Origin of the sequence: Streptomyces sp. LUP30 (assembly GCF_001746365.1) — a bacterium.
Classification (GTDB): Bacteria; Actinomycetota; Actinomycetes; order Streptomycetales; family Streptomycetaceae; genus Streptomyces.
The window spans coordinates 21,917-39,811 of the sequence record NZ_MJAJ01000037.1 but is presented as its reverse complement, the minus strand read 5'-3'; the positions used below and the strand labels follow the sequence as shown (position 1 = coordinate 39,811).

The following is a 17,895-nucleotide window of genomic DNA, read 5'->3' as shown; positions in this document are numbered from 1 at the left end:
TACGATGAACACCGCTGCCTGTGGACAACTTTCGGCGGGCTCCGGCGGGGCCGGGCATGCTGGCACTCGTCGGCGGAGCGAGGACACCCCACGCCCCGCTCCGTCGACGTCACGGGGAGTTTCCAGGCATACGGGGGCCTTCGATGCATCCGACGGTGAAGCCCGCGCTGCGGCGCGGCTGGCGTGACCTCAACACGGTGCAGTTCGGGATGACGCCGGCGCACGCACTGACGCTCGGCCCGGTGGACACGGCCACCGGGAGTTTCCTCGACCTGCTGGACGGCACCCGAGGGCTGCCGCTGCTACGGGAGGAGGGCCGCCGCATGGATCTGCCCGACGGCCATGTCGACCGGCTGGTGGACCGGCTGGCCCGGGCGGGGTTGCTCGACGACGCGCGCGGCGGCGGACCGGACGCCGCCGCGCTGCGGGAGAAGAGGGAGGTCATGGACCGGCTGCGCCCCGATCTCGCCGCGCTGTCCCTTCTCACGCCGGAACCGGGCGACGCGATCGAGCACCTGGCCGCCCGGCGCGGGCTGCGGGTGCAGGTGCGGGGCGCGGGCCGGGTCGGCGCGGTGCTCGCCGCCCTGCTGTCGGGGGCGGGTGTCGGCGGGGTGGAGGTGCAGGACGGCGGCCGGGTGGAGCCGGAGGACGTCGCTCCGGGCGGCCTCCCGGCCGAGTCGATCGGTGAGCGCCGGGACGAGTCCGCCCGCCGTGTCGTACGCCGGGCCGCACCGGACCGCCCGCCGCGCAGGTCCCCGGGGGCTCCGCACGGGTCGGACACCCCGGGCTTCAGCCTGGTGATCCTCGCCCCGCGGGACGATGTGTCCGTGCACGCGCCCGCGCCCTCGGCGGCGGATCCTCTGATTGCCTCGGGCACACCCCATCTCTATACCGGCGTCGTGGAGGGCACGGGCGTCGTCGGTCCGCTGGTGCTGCCGGGCGAGACGGGCTGCGCGGGTTGTCTGCAGCAGGAGCGCATCGACCGGGATCCGGCCTGGCCGCGGCTGGTCGCCCAGTGGCACTCCGGCGGAAAACGCGCGGTACGCGCCTGTGACCTGGCCCTGGCCACGGCCGTCGCCGGACTGGCCGCCGCCCATGCCCTCGCCTTCCTCGACGGTCGGACCCCGCCGGGCGAAGGCGCACGGTGGGAGGTCAGCTCCCCCACCCTGCAGTGGCGCGCACGACCGGTACGGCCCCACTCCGCCTGCCCGTGCGGGGCCGCGCGCAAAGGTGAGCGGGAACACCCCTCCGAGGACCGGGGAGCACACGCGACAATGGACAGGCATCGGCATCCGACGGAGCATCGCCGTACGGCGGACGCGACGCGGCTGTCTGGGACTTGGAGGGCGCATGTCTGATCTTCCCCGGAAGGCGGTCACCCGGACCGCCAAGCTCGCCGCGCTCCCGCTCGGCTTCGCCGGGCGGGCGACCTGGGGCCTGGGCAAGCGGATCGTCGGCGAGTCCGCGGAGATCGTCGGCCGCGAGCTGCAGCAGCGCACCGCCGAGCAGCTCTTCAAGGTGCTGGGCGAGCTGAAGGGCGGAGCGATGAAGTTCGGACAGGCGCTGTCCGTCTTCGAGTCCGCCCTGCCCGAGGAGGTGGCCGGCCCCTACCGCGCGGCGCTCACCAAGCTTCAGGACGCGGCGCCGCCGATGCCGACCCGCACCATGCACTCCGTGCTCACGGCGCAGCTCGGCGAGGACTGGTCCGAGCTGTTCCTGGAGTTCGACGACAAGCCGGCGGCGGCAGCCTCGATCGGCCAGGTGCATCGAGCGGTGTGGCACGACGGCCGGGAGGTCGCGGTCAAGGTCCAGTATCCCGGGGCCGGCGCGGCACTCCTGTCCGACCTGAACCAACTCAGCAGGTTCGCGAGGCTGTTGGGCCCGCTGATCCCCGGCATGGACGTCAAGCCGCTGATCACGGAACTCAGGGACCGGGTCTCCGAGGAGCTCGACTACGGCCTGGAGGCGCGGGCCCAGCAGGCCCACGCGGAGGAGTTCGTCGACGACCCCGACGTCGTGGTTCCCGCCGTCGTCCACCAGTGCGACCAGATCCTGATCACCGAGTGGATGGACGGCGTGCCGCTCTCCGAGGTGATCGCCGACGGGACCGAGGAGCAGCGCGATCGCGCCGGTCAGCTGCTGTCCCGCTTTCTCTTCTCCGGTCCGGCACGCACCGGCCTGCTGCACGCCGACCCGCACCCCGGCAACTTCCGTCTCCTGCCGGGCGGACCGGGCGGCGAGGACGACTGGCGGCTGGGCGTGCTGGACTTCGGCACCGTGGACCGGCTCCCGGGCGGCCTGCCCGATCCGATCGGTGAGTCGCTGCGCATGACGCTGGACGGCGAGGCGGAGGCGGTCTACGAACTCCTCCGCAGGGAGGGCTTCGTCAAGGAGTCCATCGAGCTGGACCCCGACGCGGTCCTCGACTACCTCCTGCCGATCATCGAGCCGGCCCGGGTGGAGGAGTTCACGTTCACCCGCGGCTGGATGCGCAGTCAGGCGGCCAGGATCGCCGACATACGCTCCCCCGCCCACCAGTTGGGCAAGCAGCTCAACCTGCCGCCGGCCTACCTGCTGATACACCGGGTGACACTGAGCACGATCGGCGTGCTGTGCCAGCTCGGCGCGACGGTGCGACTGCGCGCGGAGCTGGAGGAGTGGCTGCCCGGATTCCTCCCGGAGGAGGCCCCCGACGACCAGGAAGCACTGGACGAGCTGGAGGAGCTGGAGGCAGAGGATTCGGTCGCGGAGGCCTGAGGAGAGGGGTGGTGTGACGCTTCTCACCACCAGTCCGAGTCCAGTCGCCCCTCGATCGCCCTGAGGTTGTCGCGCGCACAGGCCTCGCAGAAGTAACGTCGCGCGCCGCGCTCCACCGAGCAGGTCCAGGTGACGGGTGGTGGCTGCGCGGCCTGCGCACCGCAGCGCCCGCACGCCACGAGGCCGGGCGAGCGCATGGAGTCGCCTAGCTCGCGGTCTCCGGCTCCGTCGCTGTCTCCGGCTCGGTCGCCGTCTCCGGCTCGGTCGCCGTCTCCGGCTCGGTCGCTGTCTCCGGGAGGACGCGTCATCCTCGGGACGATAGCCCCGCAACCCGGCGGTTCGCTCTACAACGCACCGCGGGGGCCGGTCCGTTCGGACGGACCGGCCCCCGCGGGGAGAGCTTCGCCCCCCCGGTGAGTCGGGAGGCCACCGCTTCAGGTGGGTGTCGTTACTGCATCACGGCCATGGCGAGCGCCCGGCGGGCGCGCAGCGAGGCGCGCTCGGCCCGACGTTGCATCCGGCGAGCGGCCAGCAGGCGCGCGGCCTGGCGCCCCTGCTCGGCCTCGCGCAGTCGGTCGTGCATATGCGCACGAGCCAGGGCTTCTGGGATGAGTTGCATCTCGCGGGTCCTGTTCTGACGCGAGTCGTACGCGCCGGTGGTGGTGACGTCTTCGGTCGCGGAGCCTGCGGGCTCGCTGGTGAACGGCTTCATCGGGGCCTGCTTCTTGGGGTCTTGCGTGAGGGGGCGGTCGATCGTTCCTGCGATGTTCATGCTGTGACCGGGTTCTTGCGCGGGCGACCACGCGGCCGCTTGCGGGCGACGACGACACCCTGGACGAACAGCTCGCCACCCCAGACACCCCAGGGCTCGCGCCGCTCCTTGGCACCGGCGAGGCAGGCCTCGACCAGCGGGCAGGTGCGGCAAAGGGACTTGGCGTACTCGACGTCGGCGGGGGTCTCGGCGAAGAAGACCTCCGGGTCGTAGGAACGGCAGGGGACGGGCACGCCGAGGTTCTCGATGGCGTCGTCGAGCGCGGTGAGCGCCGTGAGCGGGGTCAAGGTGGGGTCCTTCGTGAGGCCGGGCGGGGGGAACGTGTCGGAAGGCGGTACGGACGGGGCGTGCGCTTCGAGTTGCACGGTGTGTTTTTCCTCGTCTGGTCGGTCCGGTCCGGTAGGACCGGTTGTCGGCGGGTACCGGGTTCTTTTCTTGTCCCGAGGCCCCTTCGCTCCGTCGTCCCCTGGTTCGGGACAAACAGAAGGGCCGCGGATCCCGGGTGGGGTTCCGCGGCCCTGAAGGCACCGGCCTGATCGACGATCAGGCTGGATCACTCCAGGGTTCCGGCCCACGGAAGGCCCACATCAGGTGGTGCTGCGTCGTCTGCTTCCGGAATCCGGCACCGGCTGCCGCAAAGGCATAGGCATGCGCCTGTCCCTTTACTGCTTCCAGTGCCTTGGTCGGTCGCTCATTGCGCTCGCGGACGGGAAGATCCGCGGAGGCAACGGAGGAGGACGCCAGCCGGCCGGCACTGATGCCGGACAGACCGGTGCCCAGGGTGGAGGCGCCGAGCATGCACGTGGAGACGACCGAGAGATCGGTCAGTTTGGCGGCGGAGCTGCGGTTGATGATGATCACTGGAATCGCCTCCTCTCGGCGTCTCGGGGGACCGGGGTGAGCCGGTCCGACGGATATGCAAGTACAGCACGGAAGCAGGGCCTTGGAGAAGGCCGCCGTTCCCGTGTCTAAGAACCTATGGGGATTGCCGGGGCATGCGCAAACTATTTTTCCGACGAGTTCGGATCAATGTCCCGCGCCTCGCCCCTCAGTCCTCCGCGTCGCCCCCCGCAACGTCTTGGCCTGCGCAGATGGCGAGAACGTCGGTGCCGTAGCGGTTGAGCTTGCGCACGCCCACCCCCGGGATCCGCGCGAGCTCGCCCTCCTCCTCGGGCACGGTCTCGGCGATCGCCATCAGCGTCTTGTCCGTGAAGACGCAGTACGCCGGCTGTCCGCTTCGCCGGGCCTGGACCGCACGCCAGTCCCGCAGTCGTTCGTAAAGCCCCTCGTCCATGTCGGAAGGGCAGTCCTCGCAGCGCATCAGCTTCATCTCGCCGGCGTCGGTCAGGGTCCGTCCGCAGACCCGGCAGCGGGCCGGGCTGCGCTGCGTCCGGCGTGGCGCGGCGGGCGCGAGCGCCGTCCCGCCGGTGAAGCCGCGCTCGATGCCTCCGGCGCCTCCGACCCCGACGCGGCCGGCTGCGGCGCCCGAGCCGGGGCGCAGGCCGTCGAGGAAACGGCTGGGACGACGGCTGGGGCGGCCGCCCGGCGAGCGGGAGAGCGCCCAGGAGACATGGAGACGTTCACGGGCCCGGGTGACCCCTACGTAGAGGAGACGGCGCTCCTCCTCGATCTGCTCGTCGGTCTTGGCGTAGGTGATCGGCATCATGCCCTCGGCGACGCCGACGAGGAAGACGACGTCCCACTCGAGGCCCTTGGCCGAGTGGAGGGAGGCGAGGGTTACGCCCTGCACGGTCGGGGCGTGCTGGGCGCTCGCCCGCTCGTCGAGCTCGGCCACCAGGTCGGCGAGGGTGGCGCCGGGCTGGGCGGCGGCGAAGTCCTGGGCGAGGCCGACCAGCGCGGCCAACGACTCCCAGCGCTCTCTGACGGCCCCGGAGCCGGCCGGCGGCTGGTTGGTCCAGCCCTCGCCGGAGAGGACGGCACGCACCTGGGAGGGCAGATCGACGGCGTCCTCCAGAAGCGCGTCGTTGCCGCCGAAGCGGGCCGCGCCGCGCAGGGCGACCCCCGCCTTGCGCACCTCGGGCCGGTCGAAGAACCGTTCGGCGCCGCGCAGCTGGTACGGGACGCCGAGGTCGGCCAGAGCCTGCTCGTAGGTCTCCGACTGCGCGTTCGTACGGAACAGGACGGCGATCTCGGCGGCCGGGACGCCGGCGCCGAGGAGCTCGCGGATGCGGCGGGCCGCGCCCTCCGCCTCGGCCGGCTCGTCGGGGTATTCGGAGTACGCGGGCTCCGGTCCGGGCGCGCGCTGGGAGACCAGCTCCAGACGGTGGTCCGCGGCGCGGCCGCGGGCCTGGGCGAGCAGACCGTTCGCGAGATGGACGACCTGCGGCGTGGAGCGGTAGTCGCGCACGAGCTTGACGACGGTGGCGCCGGGGTGGCGGGTGCGGAAGTCGAGCAGGTGGTCGGGGGTGGCCCCGGTGAAGGAGTAGATCGTCTGGCTGGCGTCGCCGACCACGCACAGGTCGTCCCGCTCGCCGAGCCACAGCTCGAGCAGGCGCTGCTGGAGGGGGCTGACGTCCTGGTACTCGTCGACCACGAAGTGCTGGTACTGGGCGCGCACCTGCTCGGCGATGTCGTGCCGGTCCTGCAGGACGGCGACGGTCAGCAGCAGGACGTCCTCGAAGTCGATGACCCCGCGGGCCCGCTTCATGTCCTCGTAGGCGGCGTAGAGCTGGGCGATCTCGGCCGGATCGCGGGGGATCTCGCGGCCCGCCTTGGCGGCGGCCAGGGCGTAGTCGGCCGGGACGGTCTGGGTGACCTTGGACCATTCGATCTCCGCGGTGGCGTCCCGCAGCTCACCCCGGTCGAGCCGGATGCGGCAGGCGGCGGCCGCGTCCGCGACGAGCTGGATCTTTCGGTCGACGAGCCGGGGCAGAGAGCCACCGATCGCTTTCGGCCAGAAGTACTGGAGCTGACGCAGGGCCGCGGAGTGGAAGGTGCGGGCCTGGACGCCCTGGGCTCCCAGCTGGCGCAGTCGGCCCCGCATCTCCCCGGCGGCACGGTTGGTGAAGGTGACGGCGAGCACGCTGGAGGGCTGCAGGATGCCGGCGCGGACTCCGTAGGCGATGCGGTGGGTGATCGCCCGGGTCTTGCCGGTACCGGCTCCTGCCAGCACGCACACCGGACCGCGCAGGGCGGTGGCCACCTCGCGCTGCTCGGGGTCGAGCCCTTCGAGCACCGCGTCGGCCGAGTCCGGTGCCTGCGGGAAGAGGGAGGAGTGCGTTGCTGCTGTCACACAGCCATGCTGCCAGGTCCCCGGAGGCGGACGGGTCGGTTGTCCACAGGCGGGCCCTCGCAGTCGTACTAATGCGGCGAGCGTCACCTCGGCGCCCGCGCCGAGGCTCGGCTCGCGGGGAATGGCAGCCCTGCCGCGTGCGTTGTCCCCGTAGGATCGCCTGTCCCCCGACCCGCCGAAGGAGCACGAGAGACATGCTGGGCACCGTGACGATGTACAGCACCACGTGGTGCGGCTACTGCCAGCGGCTGAAGAAGCAGATGGACCGCGAGGGCATCGCGTACACCGAGATCAACATCGAGCAGGACCCGGATTCCGCCGCGTTCGTCGAGAAGGCGAATGGCGGAAACCAGACGGTGCCGACGGTCCTCTTCCCCGACGGTTCGACGCTGACGAACCCGTCGCTGGCGCAGGTGAAGCAGAAGATCGGCGTGTGATCGTGTCCGGCGCGTGACCAGGCGCAGCCGTGCGAGAAAGGGCGGCCCCGAGCTCTCGGGGCCGCCCTTCGCCTGTGTCGGGTCAGGCGCTGCGGGTGGGCAGCGGCTTGCCGTACCAGAGTTCGATCAGGCGGGCCGCGATGGAGATCCCGTAGGGGGGCAGCACCTCGCCGGACTCGAAGGCGGCGCCCAGTTCGTCGCGGGAGAACCAGCGGGCCTCGTGGATCTCGTCGCCGTCGACGTCGATGTCGGTGGACGTGGCGCGGGCCATGAAGCCCAGCATGAGGCTGGACGGGAAGGGCCAGGGCTGGCTGGCGATGTACTCGACCGGGCCGACGGTGATGCCGGCTTCCTCGAAGACCTCACGACGCACGGACTGCTCGATCGACTCGCCCGGCTCCACAAAGCCGGCCAGGGTGGAGAAGCGGCCTTCGGGCCAGTGGACCCGGCGGCCGAGGAGGATGCGGTCGTCCTCGTCGGTCACGGCCATGATCACCGCGGGGTCGGTGCGCGGGTAGTGCTCGGCGCCGCAGGCCGGGCAGCGGCGGATGTGACCGGCGGCGGCGATGACCGTGCGCTCGCCGCAGCGGGAGCAGAAGCGGTGGGTGCGTTGCCAGTTCTCCAGGCCGACCGCGTGCACCATGAGCCCGACGTCGCGGGGTGACAGCAGCAGTCCCGCCTCGCGCAGTCCGGCCGGGCGCGCGGACTGGTCGATGCGGCCGGGCAGCGCGTCCTTCTGCAGGGCGAAGTAGCTGACGCCGTCGTCGTCGGTCCCCAGGAAGTAGCGGTGCGCCTCGGTGAGGGGCGCCTCGAACGACGGGGTCATGACGAGTTCGGTGCGGGCGTCGGCCGTCTCGTCGATGAGGACCTGACCGCCGGAGACGACGAAGCAGCGCGTCGTCGGGTGGCTCCACGCCGCGGCCAGCCAGGCCTCGTCGAGCCGGTGGTGGGCGGCCCGGTCGACGCCGCTCGGCGCGGTGAGCGAGATGGGTCGATCGGCGTTCTGGTCGGTCCAGGTGGTCACGGGTACTTCCAACTCCCCCGGTGGAACGGTTGTTTCGGCGGGCGGTTCAGCGGGACGTACAGCAGGGGACGACCGGTTCGGGTGCGGGGTCGCGGGGCGGGGCGGTCTGTCCAGTGTGCGCCCCGCGCGCGGGCGCTCCGGGCCGATCGGGGACGTCAGGGCGCATGACGCCAGTTGTCCGCGAGGTCGCTCCAGAGGTGGGCGGCGGTCTCGACGCCCCTGAGGAGGAGGTCCAGCTCGACCTTCTCGTTCGGCGCGTGCCAGCCGTCCGAGGGAACGGAGATGCCGAGGAAGAGCACGGGAGCGCCGAGGACCTCCTGCAGGTCGGCGGCGGGCCCGGAGCCGCCCTCACGGGTGAAGCGGACGGGTGCGTCGAAGGCGCGGCCCATGGCGCGGACCACCGACTGCAGCGCCGGGTGGTCGAGCGGGGTCAGACACGGGCGGGTGGCCGGACCGAAGGTGATCTCGTGCCGGATCCCGGCGGGCAGCTGGTCGGCGGCCCACGCGCGGACGGCCTTCTCGACGTGCTCGGGATCCTGGCCGGCGACGAGCCGGAAGGACAGTTTCACGAACGCCGAGGACGGGACGATCGTCTTGATGCCGGGGCCCTGGTAGCCGCCGCCGATGCCGTTCACCTCGGCGGTGGGGCGGGCCCAGATGCGTTCCAGGGTGGAGTGTCCCGCCTCGCCGTGTGCGGCGTGGGACCTGGCGGTGCGCAGCCACTCCTCCTCGTCGAAGGGCAGCTCGGCGAAGAGTTCGCGCTCGCGGTCGGTGAGTTCGACGACGCCGTCGTAGAAGCCGGGGACGGCCACGCGCGCGTGCTCGTCGTGCAGGGCGGCCACCAGTCGCGCGACCGCGGTGGCCGGGTTGGGCACGGCGCCGCCGAAGGAGCCGGAATGGATGTCCTGGTCGGGGCCGAGGAGCCGGATCTCGCACTCGGCGAGACCTCGCATGCCGGTGCACACGGTCGGGGTGTCCTCGGACCACATGCCCGTGTCGGAGACGATCACGGCGTCCGCGGCGAGCCGCTCCGCCTGCCGCTCGACCAGGTCGCGGAAGTTCGGGGAGCCGGACTCCTCCTCGCCCTCGATCAGCAGCTTGAGGGTGACGGCCGGGGCCGGGCGGCCGGTGGCGGCGAGGTGGGCGCGTACGCCCAGGGTGTGGAAGAAGACCTGGCCCTTGTCGTCGGCCGCCCCGCGCGCGTAGAGGCGGTTCTCGCGCACGACGGGCTCGAAGGGGTCGGTGTCCCAGCCGTCCTCACGGGCGGCGGGCTGCACGTCGTGATGGCCGTAGACCAGGACGGTGGGAGCCTGCGGGTCGCCGGACGGCCACTCGGCGTACACGGCCGGCGCACCCGGCGTCGGCCAGACCTCGACCGTCGGGAAACCGGTCTCCCTCAGTTTGGCGGCGAGCCAGTCCGCGCTGCGCCGTACGTCGGGTGCGTGGTCGGGCTGGGCCGACACCGACGGGATGCGCAGCCACTCGGCGAGGTCGTCGAGGAAGGCGGCGCGGTGCTGCTCGATGTACGTGCGGACGGCGCTGACGGCACTGTCAACGGGATGGCTCATGCTCACGAGCCTATCGGCCCGCGCCGACATCATCGCCGGGCCCTCGATCGCGCTGTGCTCGCCCGGCCGGTGCGCCGCGGTCGCTCCCGACGGTCTCTTCCCCGGTCAACAGGCGCTCCAGCGCGGCACGATCGGGCAGTCCCGGAGGGCGTACGACGTCGCCGGTGCGCACATACAGGAACCCCGCTGTGACGGATTCCACGGGGACGCCCTGCTGCTCGGCCCACGCCAGCCGGTACAGCGCGAGCTGGAGGGGGTCTGCGGTACGGGCGCGGTGGGTCTTCCAGTCGAGGATGTCGTAGGTCGCCGAGTCTCCGTCGCCCTCCTTGTAGACGGCGTCGATGCGGCCCCTCACGACGCGGCCGGCGAGGGCGAGCTGGAAGGGCGCCTCGACGCGGTACGGAGTGCGGTGGGCGTACTCGGTGCGTTCGAAGGCGTCCTTGAGCTCCTGCAGATCGCGTTCGTCGGCGATCTCGGCGTCGCCGCCGGGCAGTTCGTCCGGTCCGAGCAGGGGGAGCGTCAGTTCCTCGAAGCGGGCCTCCACCCAGGCGTGGAACCGGGTGCCCCGGCGCGCGGCCGGTTGTGGGGGGCGCGGCATGGGGCGCGCGAGTTCCTGGGCGAGACCGTCCGGGTCCTCGGCCAGGCGCATCACCTGGGAGGCGGTCAGGGTCGCCGGAAGGGGGACGTCCGTGACGCTCCGGCGGGCGCGCAACAGTTCCCCGGCGAGCGCGTCGAGGTCGCGGTCCCAGGAGGCGACGGCGCGGGCCTCCTCGGGGGTGAGGCGGTTCCCGCGCGGGCGGGGGGCGTCGAGTTCGGGGCCGGTGGCCTGGTGGGGCACGGAGGGCCGGGCGTCGACAGGGCCGTCCGTGAAGGGCGCGGGCTCGGAAGGCGTGCCCGGGAAGGGCGTGTCCTGGGAGGACGGCTCCTCGAAGAGCGAGCCCTCGAGGGGCGGGTCCTCGAAGGGGTCGGCCTCGCCGTAGGGCGGCTCGTCCTCGTCGTAGAGGTCGGCCTCGTCGTAGGGCGGCTCGGGCGGCTCGTCCTCGTCCGGCGGAGGGGGCCAGTCGGGGTCGTCGTAGGCGTCCGGGTCATGGGTGGCCGCCGGTCGGCCGTCCTCGTGCGCGGCGAGGTGCTCCAGGTGGGCGAGGACGGTCTCGGCGGCGGCCCGGCGACGGGCCAGCGCGGTGTCGTCCAGCGGGAGCGGCCACACCTGGTCGAGCGTCGCCCGGTGCAGGGCGGGGTTCTCCTCGCCCTCCTCCGGTTCGTCCGCCCAGACCTCGATCTCACCGTGTCCGGCCGCACCGTGGTCGTGCAGGGCCTGGAGGAAGGCTGACGGACCGCGGGGCTTCTTCTGGGTGGGGCCCCACCAGTGACCGGAGCCCAGGAGGAGGGAGCGCGGGCGGGTGAAGGTGACGTAGCCGAGGCGGAGCTCCTCGGTGTGCTGATGCTCCTTCATGGCCTCGTGGAAGGCCTTCATGCCCCGCGCGTCCCAGGACTGCACGTCGGGGAGCGTGTCGGCGTCGCCGCGCAGCTCGTGCGGCAGCACCTTCGCCTGCGCGGTCCACTTCTCGCGGCCCTGGCCGCTGGGGAAGGTGCCGTCGACCAGGCCGGGGACGGCGACGACGTCCCACTCCAGGCCCTTGGAACGGTGCGCGGTGAGCACCTTGACGGTGTTCTCGCCGCCCGGGAGCGCGTTGTCCAAACCCTTCTCGTACTGGGCCGCGGTGCGCAGGAAGCCGAGGAAGGCCAGCAGGCTCGCCTCGCTCTCGTGGGCGGCGAAGGAGGCGGCGATGTCGAGGAAGTTGGACAGGGTCTCGCGGCGGCGGGCGGCCAGGGCGTGCGGGGACGCCGAGAGTTCGACCTCCAGCCCGGTGACGGCCAGGACGCGGTGCAGGACGTCCATCAAGGGGTCGGCCAGCGAGCGGCGCAGGTCGCGCAGTTCGGTGGCCAGGCGGGCGAAGCGCACGCGCGCGTCCGGCGAGAAGGGCAGCCCGTCGTCGTCCCCGGTGCCGCCGTCGCCGTACAGGGGCGTCTCGAGGAAGGTGTCGAGGGCGTCCGCCAGCGATATGACCTCGGACGGGTCGACCCCTTCGACGGCCTCGGCGAGGCGGCGGTCCGGGTCGTCGTCGCCGTTCCCGCGCGCGTGGCTGACGAGGAGCCGGGCCCGCCGCCCCAGGAGGGCGAGATCGCGCGGGCCGATGCGCCAGCGCGGGCCGCTGAGCAGCCGGACCAGGGACGCGTTGGCTCCGGGATCCTGCAGGACCTCGCAGACGGCGACGAGGTCGGCGACCTCGGGCAGATGCAGGAGCCCGGACAGGCCCACCACCTCGACGGGGACGTCCCGGGCGACCAACGCGCCCTGGATCTCCGCGAAGTCGGTGGCGGTGCGGCACAGGACCGCGATCTCGCCGGGCGCCTTGCCGGTGCGCACGAGATGGGCGATGGAGTCGGCGATCCAGTCCATCTCCTCGGCGTGCGTGGGCAGAAGGGCGCAGCGGACCACCCCGTCGCGTTCGGCGCCGGGGGCGGGGCTGAGGGCCTCCACGCCCGCGTGCATGGCACGCAGGGGCTCGGCGAGGCCGTTCGCGAGCTCCAGGAGGCGGCCGCCGCTGCGGCGGTTCTCGCTGAGCGACTGGCGCCGCGCCCTGCTTCCGTCGCCGTGCGCGAAGTGTTCCGGGAAGTCGTCGAGGTTGGCGACGGACGCGCCGCGCCAGCCGTAGATCGCCTGGCAGGGGTCGCCGACGGCGGTCACGGGGTGGCCGGTGCCGCCGCCGAACAGGCCCGCCAGGAGGATGCGCTGGGCCACCGACGTGTCCTGGTACTCGTCGAGCAGGACCACGCGGAACTCGTCCCGCAGAAGGGGGCCCACTTCGGGAACCTGGGCCAGTTGGGCCGCCAGGGCGATCTGGTCGCCGAAGTCGAGCAGGTCCCGCTCCCTTTTGGCGGCCCGGTAACGCAGCACCAGATCGGCGAGTTCGCGCCGGGCGGCGGCCGTCTCGGGAACCTTGCGCAGATCGGCGTTGGTGAGTCTGGCCCCCTCCAGGGAGTGCAGCAGCTCGGCGTCCCACCGGCGCAGGTCCTCGGGACGCACGAGGTGCTCGGCGAGCTCGGCGTCGAGCGCGAGGAGGTCGCTGATCAGGTCGGCGAAGGAGCGGGTGAGCGAAGGGTAGGGGCCGGGCGCCTCGCGCAGCACGCGCGCGGCGAGCTGGTAGCGGGTGGCGTCGGCGAGCAGGCGGGCCGTCGGCTCCAGCCCGATGCGCAGACCGTGATCGGTCAGCAGACGACCGGCGAAGGCGTGGTAGGTGGAGATCGCAGGCTCGCCCGGCGGGTTGTCGGGGTCGATCACGTCGGGGTCGGTGACGCCTGCCCTGATCAGTGCCTTGCGGACGCGCTCGGCGAGTTCCCCGGCGGCCTTGTTGGTGAAGGTCAGGCCGAGGACCTGCTCGGGAGCGACCTGGCCGGTGCCGACCAGCCACACCACGCGCGCCGCCATCACCGTCGTCTTGCCCGACCCGGCTCCGGCCACGATCACCTGCGGGGCGGGCGGCGCGGTGATGCAGGCCGTCTGCTCCGGGGTGAAGGGGATCCCGAGGAGCTCCTTGAGCTGCTCGGGATCGTTGATACGGGCGGGCATGGGGAGAGGCTAGCGGCGGGCACTGACACTCGATGACAAATCGCCCCGCAGTCCAGAGGACGCACAGGTCAGCGGGGGTGGTGCGGTCCGTCACACTCGCGCCGGACGACACGGCCCGGCATCCTCCGGCCCCCGCTCCCCCGACAGGCGCCGCCCGCTTGTCGCGCCCGACGCCCTCGACGTCCTCGATCCGCTCGACGTCCTCGATCCGCTCGACGCCCTCGAGCCGTTCCAGCCGCTCGGCTCACTCGACCACGTGCCGGCCTTCGGGCCTGGCGCTGCACGAAGCGCGGAAGGCGCAGTGGGCGCACTGCTGGCCCGCGGTCGGGGTGAACCGCTCGTCGAGGACCTTGCCGGCCGCCGTGGCGAGCAGGTCGCCGACCCACTCCCCCTCCAGCGGCTCCTGGGCCTGCACCTTGGGCAGGACCTCGCCGCCGTCCCGCTTGGCGGCCCCCTGGCGCAGTTGGACGAGTTCGGCCCCACCCGGTACGGGCCGTACGCCGTCGAAGGCCTCGTCGACGGCGCCTTCGCGCACGGCGAGCTGGTAGACGGCGAGCTGGGGGTGGCGCTCCACCTCGCGGGCGGTGGGCGCCTGCTTGCCCGTCTTGAAATCGACGACATAGGCGCGGCCGTCGCCGTCGGCCTCCACTCGGTCCATCTGGCCGCGGATGCGGACCTCGTACTCGCCCGCTTCGAGCGTGACGTCGAAGTCGTGCTCGCTGGCGACCGGTGTGCGGCCCGCGCGGTCCATCACATGCCACTGCAGGAAGCGTTCGAGCGCCACGCGCGCGTGCGCCTTCTCCTGCGCCGACTTCCAGGGGGCGTCGAAGGCCAGGGCGTTCCACACGGAGTCGAGGCGTTCCATGAGGACGTCCAGGTCGGCCGGGGTGTGCCCGGAGGCGACCTCGTCGGCGAGGACGTGCACCACGTTGCCGAAGCCCTGGGCGACCGTGGCGGGGGCGTCGGCCTTCACCTCGCGGCCCAGGAACCACTGCAGCGCGCAGGTGTTGGCGAGCTGGTCGAGGGCGCTGCCGGAGAGCACGACTGGCTGGTCGCGGTCGCGCAGCGGCACCTTGCTCTCGGTCGGCTCGAACATGCCCCACCAGCGGTAGGGGTGGGCGGCCGGCACCAGGGGCCTGCCGTCCTCGTCGGCGAGGGCCGCCAGCCGGGCCAGGCGACGGGCGGCGGCCTCCCTGAGCGTGGCGGAGGCGCGCGGGTCCACCGTGGTGGCGCGCAGTTCGGCGACCAGAGCGGCGACCGACAGGGGGCGGCGGGGGCGGCTCGTGACGTCCTTGAGTTCGACGCCGAGTTCGGTCAGGAAGCGGGAGGGCTGGTCGCCGTCGTCGGCGGGCGCCTTCACGGCGGTGACGACGAGTCGCTCCCGCGCGCGGGTCGCGGCCACGTAGAAGAGGCGGCGCTCCTCGGCGAGCAGCGCCCCCGGGGTGAGCGGCTCGGCGAGTCCGTCGCGCCCGATGCGGTCGGCCTCCAGGAGGGATCCGCGGCGGCGCAGGTCCGGCCACAGGCCCTCCTGCACACCGGCCACCACGACCAGGCTCCACTCCAGGCCCTTGGCGCGGTGGGCGGTCATCAGACGCACCGCGTCGGGACGTACGGCCCGCCGGGCGAGGGTGTCGGCGGCGATGTCCTCGGCCTCGATCTCGGCCAGGAAGTTCAGCGCGCCGCGCCCGCCGGTGCGCTCCTCCGCTCGCGCGGCGGTGGCGAACAGGGCGCACACGGCGTCCAGGTCCCGGTCGGCGTTGCGGCCGGCCGCGCCGCCGCGCCGGGCGGCCCGTTCAAGGCGCGCGGGCCAGGGCGTGCCGTCCCACAGGTCCCATAGCGCCTCCTCGGCCGTGCCGCCACGCGCGAGACGCTCGCGGGCCGTCGCCAGCAGCGCGCCCAGGCGCTGGGCACCGCGCGCGTAGGCCGGGTCGTGGGCCACCAGCCGCTCCGGCTGGGCCAGCGCTCGCGCGAGCAGGACGTCGGAGGGCGGCGGCAGCGGGTTCCCGGCGGCCCGCTCCTCGTCGCGCAGCGCACGGCCGAGGCGACGCAGATCGGCGGCGTCCATGCCGGCGAGGGGCGAGGCGAGCAGGGTGAGGGCGGTTTCGGTGTCGAGCCAGCAGGCGTCGGCCCCTCCGGCGTCCTGGGCGCGCTCCACGGAATCTCCCGCCTCCGCGCCCTGCGCATCGTCGGGGTCCCCGGTGCCGTCGTCGTCCCGGGTGCCCTCTGGATCCTGCGCCGTCCCCGGGGCGTGCGCGCCCTCGGTGTGGGCGTCCTCGGTGTCGGCGTCCTCGCCGGGTGGCGCCGAGGCGGCCGCCGTCGGCGGGGCGGTCTCTGCCGTGGCGATCGCCCGGAGTGCCGTCAGCAGGGGGGCGACCGCCGGTTCGTGGCGCAGGGGGAGGTCGTCGCCGTCGATGTCGAGGGGGACGCCCGCCGCGGTGAGGGCGCGGCGGACCGTCGGGATCGTGCGGGAGCCTGCGCGCACCAGGACGGCCATCTCGCGCCACGGCACGCCGTCCTCCAGGTGTGCGCGGCGCAGGATGTCGGCGACGTTGTCGAGCTCGGCGCCCGGGGTCGGATACGTGTGGACCTCGACGCTGCCGCCGTCCCGTGCGGCGGAGAGTTCGCGGTGCGCGCGGACCTTCTCGGCGGGCAGGCGGGTCAGCGGCATCCGCTGGGTCAGCAGCCGGGTGGCGGCCAGCAGGGCGGCTCCGGAGCGACGGGAGGTGCGCAGGACCTCGACGGGCGCCGGACGGCCGTCGGGGCGCGGGAAGGCGTGCGGGAAGTCCAGGATGCCGTTCACGTCGGCGCCTCGGAAGGTGTAGATCGACTGGTCGGGGTCGCCGAAGGCCACCAGGGTCCGGCCGCCGCCGGCGAGGGCGTGGAGCAGCCGCACCTGGGCCGGATCGGTGTCCTGGTACTCGTCGACGAACACCGCGTCGTACTGCGCGGCGAGCCGCTCGGCGACCTCGGCGCGGTGGGCGAGGAGGACCGCGCGGTGGACGAGTTCCGCGTAGTCGATCACACCGTGCAGGTCGAGCACGTCGAGGTACTCGGCCAGGAAGGCGGCGGCGGCCCGCCAGTCGGGACGGCCGATGCGGTGGGCGAAGGCGTCCAGGGAAGCGGGGTCGAGGCCCAGCTCGCGGCTTCGGGCCAGCACCGCCCGGACCTCGTCGGCGAAACCGCGGGTGGTGAGGCAGGCGCGCAGTTCGTCCGGCCACCGCACATGCGCGAGGCCGAGGCGTTGCAGGTCGAGCTGGCCGGCGAGCAGCTCGCGGACCGCCACGTCCTGCTCCGGGCCGGACAGCAGCCGCAGGGGTTCGACGAACAGCTCGGCGTCCTGGTGGGCGCGGACCAGGGCGTAGCAGTACGAGTGGAAGGTGGTCGCCTGGGGCGCGTGGGCCGCGCCCATGCGATGGGCCATCCGGTCGCGCAGTTCGACGGCGGCCTTGCGGCTGAAGGTGAGCACCAGGATGCGCGCGGGGTCGCCGCCCTGGGCGATCCTGGCCGCCACGGACTCGACGAGCGTGGTGGTCTTCCCCGTGCCCGGACCCGCCAGGACGAGCAGCGGACCGGTGCCGTGGTCAACCACCGAGCGCTGGGCGGCGTCCAGACGAGGGGGGTCCACCCGGGCCGCCGGGGTACGCACCAGTCGGTAAGCGCCACGGTTCCCCTGTCGCCCCTGGGGGTGCGACAGGCGCCTGGTGGAGGAAGAGGAGCTCACGTGGTTCGCCGGTCCTGGTGGGTGTGCTGGTTGACGGAGCGACGCTCGGGAAGAGCGGTGATCGCGGGATGAGGGGGACGTGTGCGGCCGACGCTACGCCGACCGGCAACCCGGAAAGACAGCTTCCGGTTGTTCCCACGCGGCCCTCGGCGCCCACGCGACCCGGGTCGCCCGCACAGCCCTCCCGGCCCACACGGCTCTCCCGGCCCGCACACCGCGCGCGTCCCTCGCCCCTCGAACGTACGCCATGCCACGGACGTGCCCTGTTCGCGCTGTTTCCCCCGTACGAGCCACAAGGTCCCCACGGCCCCCTGCGATGGCGGAAGCTGTCAGGTGTGACCTCCCGTGTCTTCGCCGCCGTCCCATCTCGCCCGTCTCATGTCGAGACGCGGCACATGGCCCTCGGCCGCCCTGCCCGCCTCCTTCAGCGGGGTGCCCTCGGCGCGGTAGTGGTCCAGCGCCCGCAGCTCGTGGCCGGGGAGCAGTACCCCGTCCGCGCGCACGACACGCCACCAGGGGGCGGCGCCGCCGTAGAGCGCCATCACCCGGCCGACCTGTCTCGGCCCGCCCTCCTCCAGCCATTCCGCGACGTCTCCGTACGTCATGACCCGCCCGGGCGGGATCAGCTCCGCGACCTCGAGGACCCGCTCGGCGTACTCCGGCAGGGCGTCGGTGTACTCCGGGCGGGCGTCGTCCGGAAGGCTCTGCTCGCTCATCCGCCCCATCCTGCCC

General features: G+C 73.1%; 13 protein-coding genes. 3 read left to right on the top strand and 10 right to left on the bottom strand.

What is annotated here, in order from left to right; translation table 11 throughout:
- Positions 1 to 143 precede the first annotated feature (143 nt).
- The gene (locus tag BG482_RS26550; RefSeq protein WP_069771667.1) at positions 144 to 1,358 is read left to right on the top strand and encodes a TOMM precursor leader peptide-binding protein; all 1,215 of its coding nucleotides are present in this window, start codon (positions 144 to 146) and stop codon (positions 1,356 to 1,358) included.
- Positions 1,351 to 2,757 (top strand): AarF/ABC1/UbiB kinase family protein, encoded by a 1,407-nt coding sequence (locus tag BG482_RS26545; protein WP_069771666.1) that lies wholly within the window; start codon positions 1,351 to 1,353, stop codon positions 2,755 to 2,757. Before BG482_RS26550 ends, BG482_RS26545 begins: the two co-directional genes overlap by 8 nt.
- A 23-nt stretch (positions 2,758 to 2,780) precedes the next feature.
- On the opposite strand, the gene BG482_RS43510 is transcribed toward BG482_RS26545, so the two are convergent.
- The 5 genes from BG482_RS43510 to BG482_RS26525 form a co-directional block, all read right to left on the bottom strand.
- Positions 2,781 to 3,065 carry a hypothetical protein gene (locus tag BG482_RS43510; protein WP_141746664.1) on the bottom strand — a complete coding sequence of 95 codons (285 nt, stop codon included), beginning with the start codon at positions 3,063 to 3,065 and terminating at the stop codon, positions 2,781 to 2,783.
- Between the two features lie 140 nt (positions 3,066 to 3,205).
- Positions 3,206 to 3,529, bottom strand: a complete 324-nt coding sequence (locus BG482_RS26540) for a hypothetical protein (RefSeq protein WP_069771665.1) — start codon at positions 3,527 to 3,529, stop codon at positions 3,206 to 3,208.
- Complete coding sequence (locus tag BG482_RS26535; protein WP_069771664.1) at positions 3,526 to 3,894, bottom strand: WhiB family transcriptional regulator; 369 nt, start codon at positions 3,892 to 3,894, stop codon at positions 3,526 to 3,528. The genes BG482_RS26540 and BG482_RS26535 overlap by 4 nt, the downstream gene beginning before the upstream one ends.
- 178 nt (positions 3,895 to 4,072) lie before the next feature.
- Entirely contained in the window at positions 4,073 to 4,390 is a 318-nt protein-coding gene (locus tag BG482_RS26530; RefSeq protein ID WP_069771663.1) for a hypothetical protein, read from the bottom strand.
- A gap of 187 nt (positions 4,391 to 4,577) precedes the next feature.
- Positions 4,578 to 6,782 carry an ATP-dependent DNA helicase UvrD2 gene (locus tag BG482_RS26525; RefSeq protein ID WP_176741466.1) on the bottom strand — a complete coding sequence of 735 codons (2,205 nt, stop codon included), beginning with the start codon at positions 6,780 to 6,782 and terminating at the stop codon, positions 4,578 to 4,580.
- 194 nt (positions 6,783 to 6,976) lie between these two features.
- On the opposite strand from BG482_RS26525, the gene BG482_RS26520 reads away from it, so the two are divergent.
- Positions 6,977 to 7,219, top strand: a complete 243-nt coding sequence (locus BG482_RS26520; RefSeq protein WP_069771661.1) for a mycoredoxin — start codon at positions 6,977 to 6,979, stop codon at positions 7,217 to 7,219.
- A gap of 82 nt (positions 7,220 to 7,301) precedes the next feature.
- On the opposite strand, the gene nudC is transcribed toward BG482_RS26520, so the two are convergent.
- The 5 genes from nudC to BG482_RS26495 form a co-directional block, all read right to left on the bottom strand.
- A complete protein-coding gene (nudC, locus tag BG482_RS26515; RefSeq protein ID WP_069771660.1) occupies positions 7,302 to 8,243 on the bottom strand; it encodes an NAD(+) diphosphatase in 942 nt (313 codons plus the stop codon).
- Positions 8,244 to 8,398: 155 nt separating this feature from the next.
- Positions 8,399 to 9,811, bottom strand: coding sequence for a dipeptidase (locus BG482_RS26510; protein ID WP_069771659.1), 1,413 nt, complete (start codon positions 9,809 to 9,811; stop codon positions 8,399 to 8,401).
- Positions 9,812 to 9,821: 10 nt separating this feature from the next.
- Positions 9,822 to 13,442 (bottom strand): ATP-dependent DNA helicase, encoded by a 3,621-nt coding sequence (locus tag BG482_RS26505; RefSeq protein ID WP_069771658.1) that lies wholly within the window; start codon positions 13,440 to 13,442, stop codon positions 9,822 to 9,824.
- Between the two features lie 244 nt (positions 13,443 to 13,686).
- Complete coding sequence (locus tag BG482_RS26500; protein ID WP_079142182.1) at positions 13,687 to 17,163, bottom strand: ATP-dependent DNA helicase; 3,477 nt, start codon at positions 17,161 to 17,163, stop codon at positions 13,687 to 13,689.
- A gap of 329 nt (positions 17,164 to 17,492) precedes the next feature.
- Positions 17,493 to 17,879 (bottom strand): MGMT family protein, encoded by a 387-nt coding sequence (locus tag BG482_RS26495; RefSeq protein ID WP_069771656.1) that lies wholly within the window; start codon positions 17,877 to 17,879, stop codon positions 17,493 to 17,495.
- Positions 17,880 to 17,895 lie beyond the last annotated feature (16 nt).

Excerpts from the sequence above, each read along its gene's own strand:
- BG482_RS26550 (WP_069771667.1), top strand. The coding sequence starts at position 144 with ATGCATCCGACGGTGAAGCCCGCGCTGCGGCGCGGCTGGCGTGACCTC.
- BG482_RS26545 (WP_069771666.1), top strand. The coding sequence starts at position 1,351 with ATGTCTGATCTTCCCCGGAAGGCGGTCACCCGGACCGCCAAGCTCGCC.
- BG482_RS43510 (WP_141746664.1), bottom strand. The coding sequence starts at position 3,065 with ATGACGCGTCCTCCCGGAGACAGCGACCGAGCCGGAGACGGCGACCGA.
- BG482_RS26540 (WP_069771665.1), bottom strand. The coding sequence starts at position 3,529 with ATGAACATCGCAGGAACGATCGACCGCCCCCTCACGCAAGACCCCAAG.
- BG482_RS26520 (WP_069771661.1), top strand. The coding sequence starts at position 6,977 with ATGCTGGGCACCGTGACGATGTACAGCACCACGTGGTGCGGCTACTGC.
- BG482_RS26510 (WP_069771659.1), bottom strand. The coding sequence starts at position 9,811 with ATGAGCCATCCCGTTGACAGTGCCGTCAGCGCCGTCCGCACGTACATC.
- BG482_RS26505 (WP_069771658.1), bottom strand. The coding sequence starts at position 13,442 with ATGCCCGCCCGTATCAACGATCCCGAGCAGCTCAAGGAGCTCCTCGGG.
- BG482_RS26495 (WP_069771656.1), bottom strand. The coding sequence starts at position 17,879 with ATGAGCGAGCAGAGCCTTCCGGACGACGCCCGCCCGGAGTACACCGAC.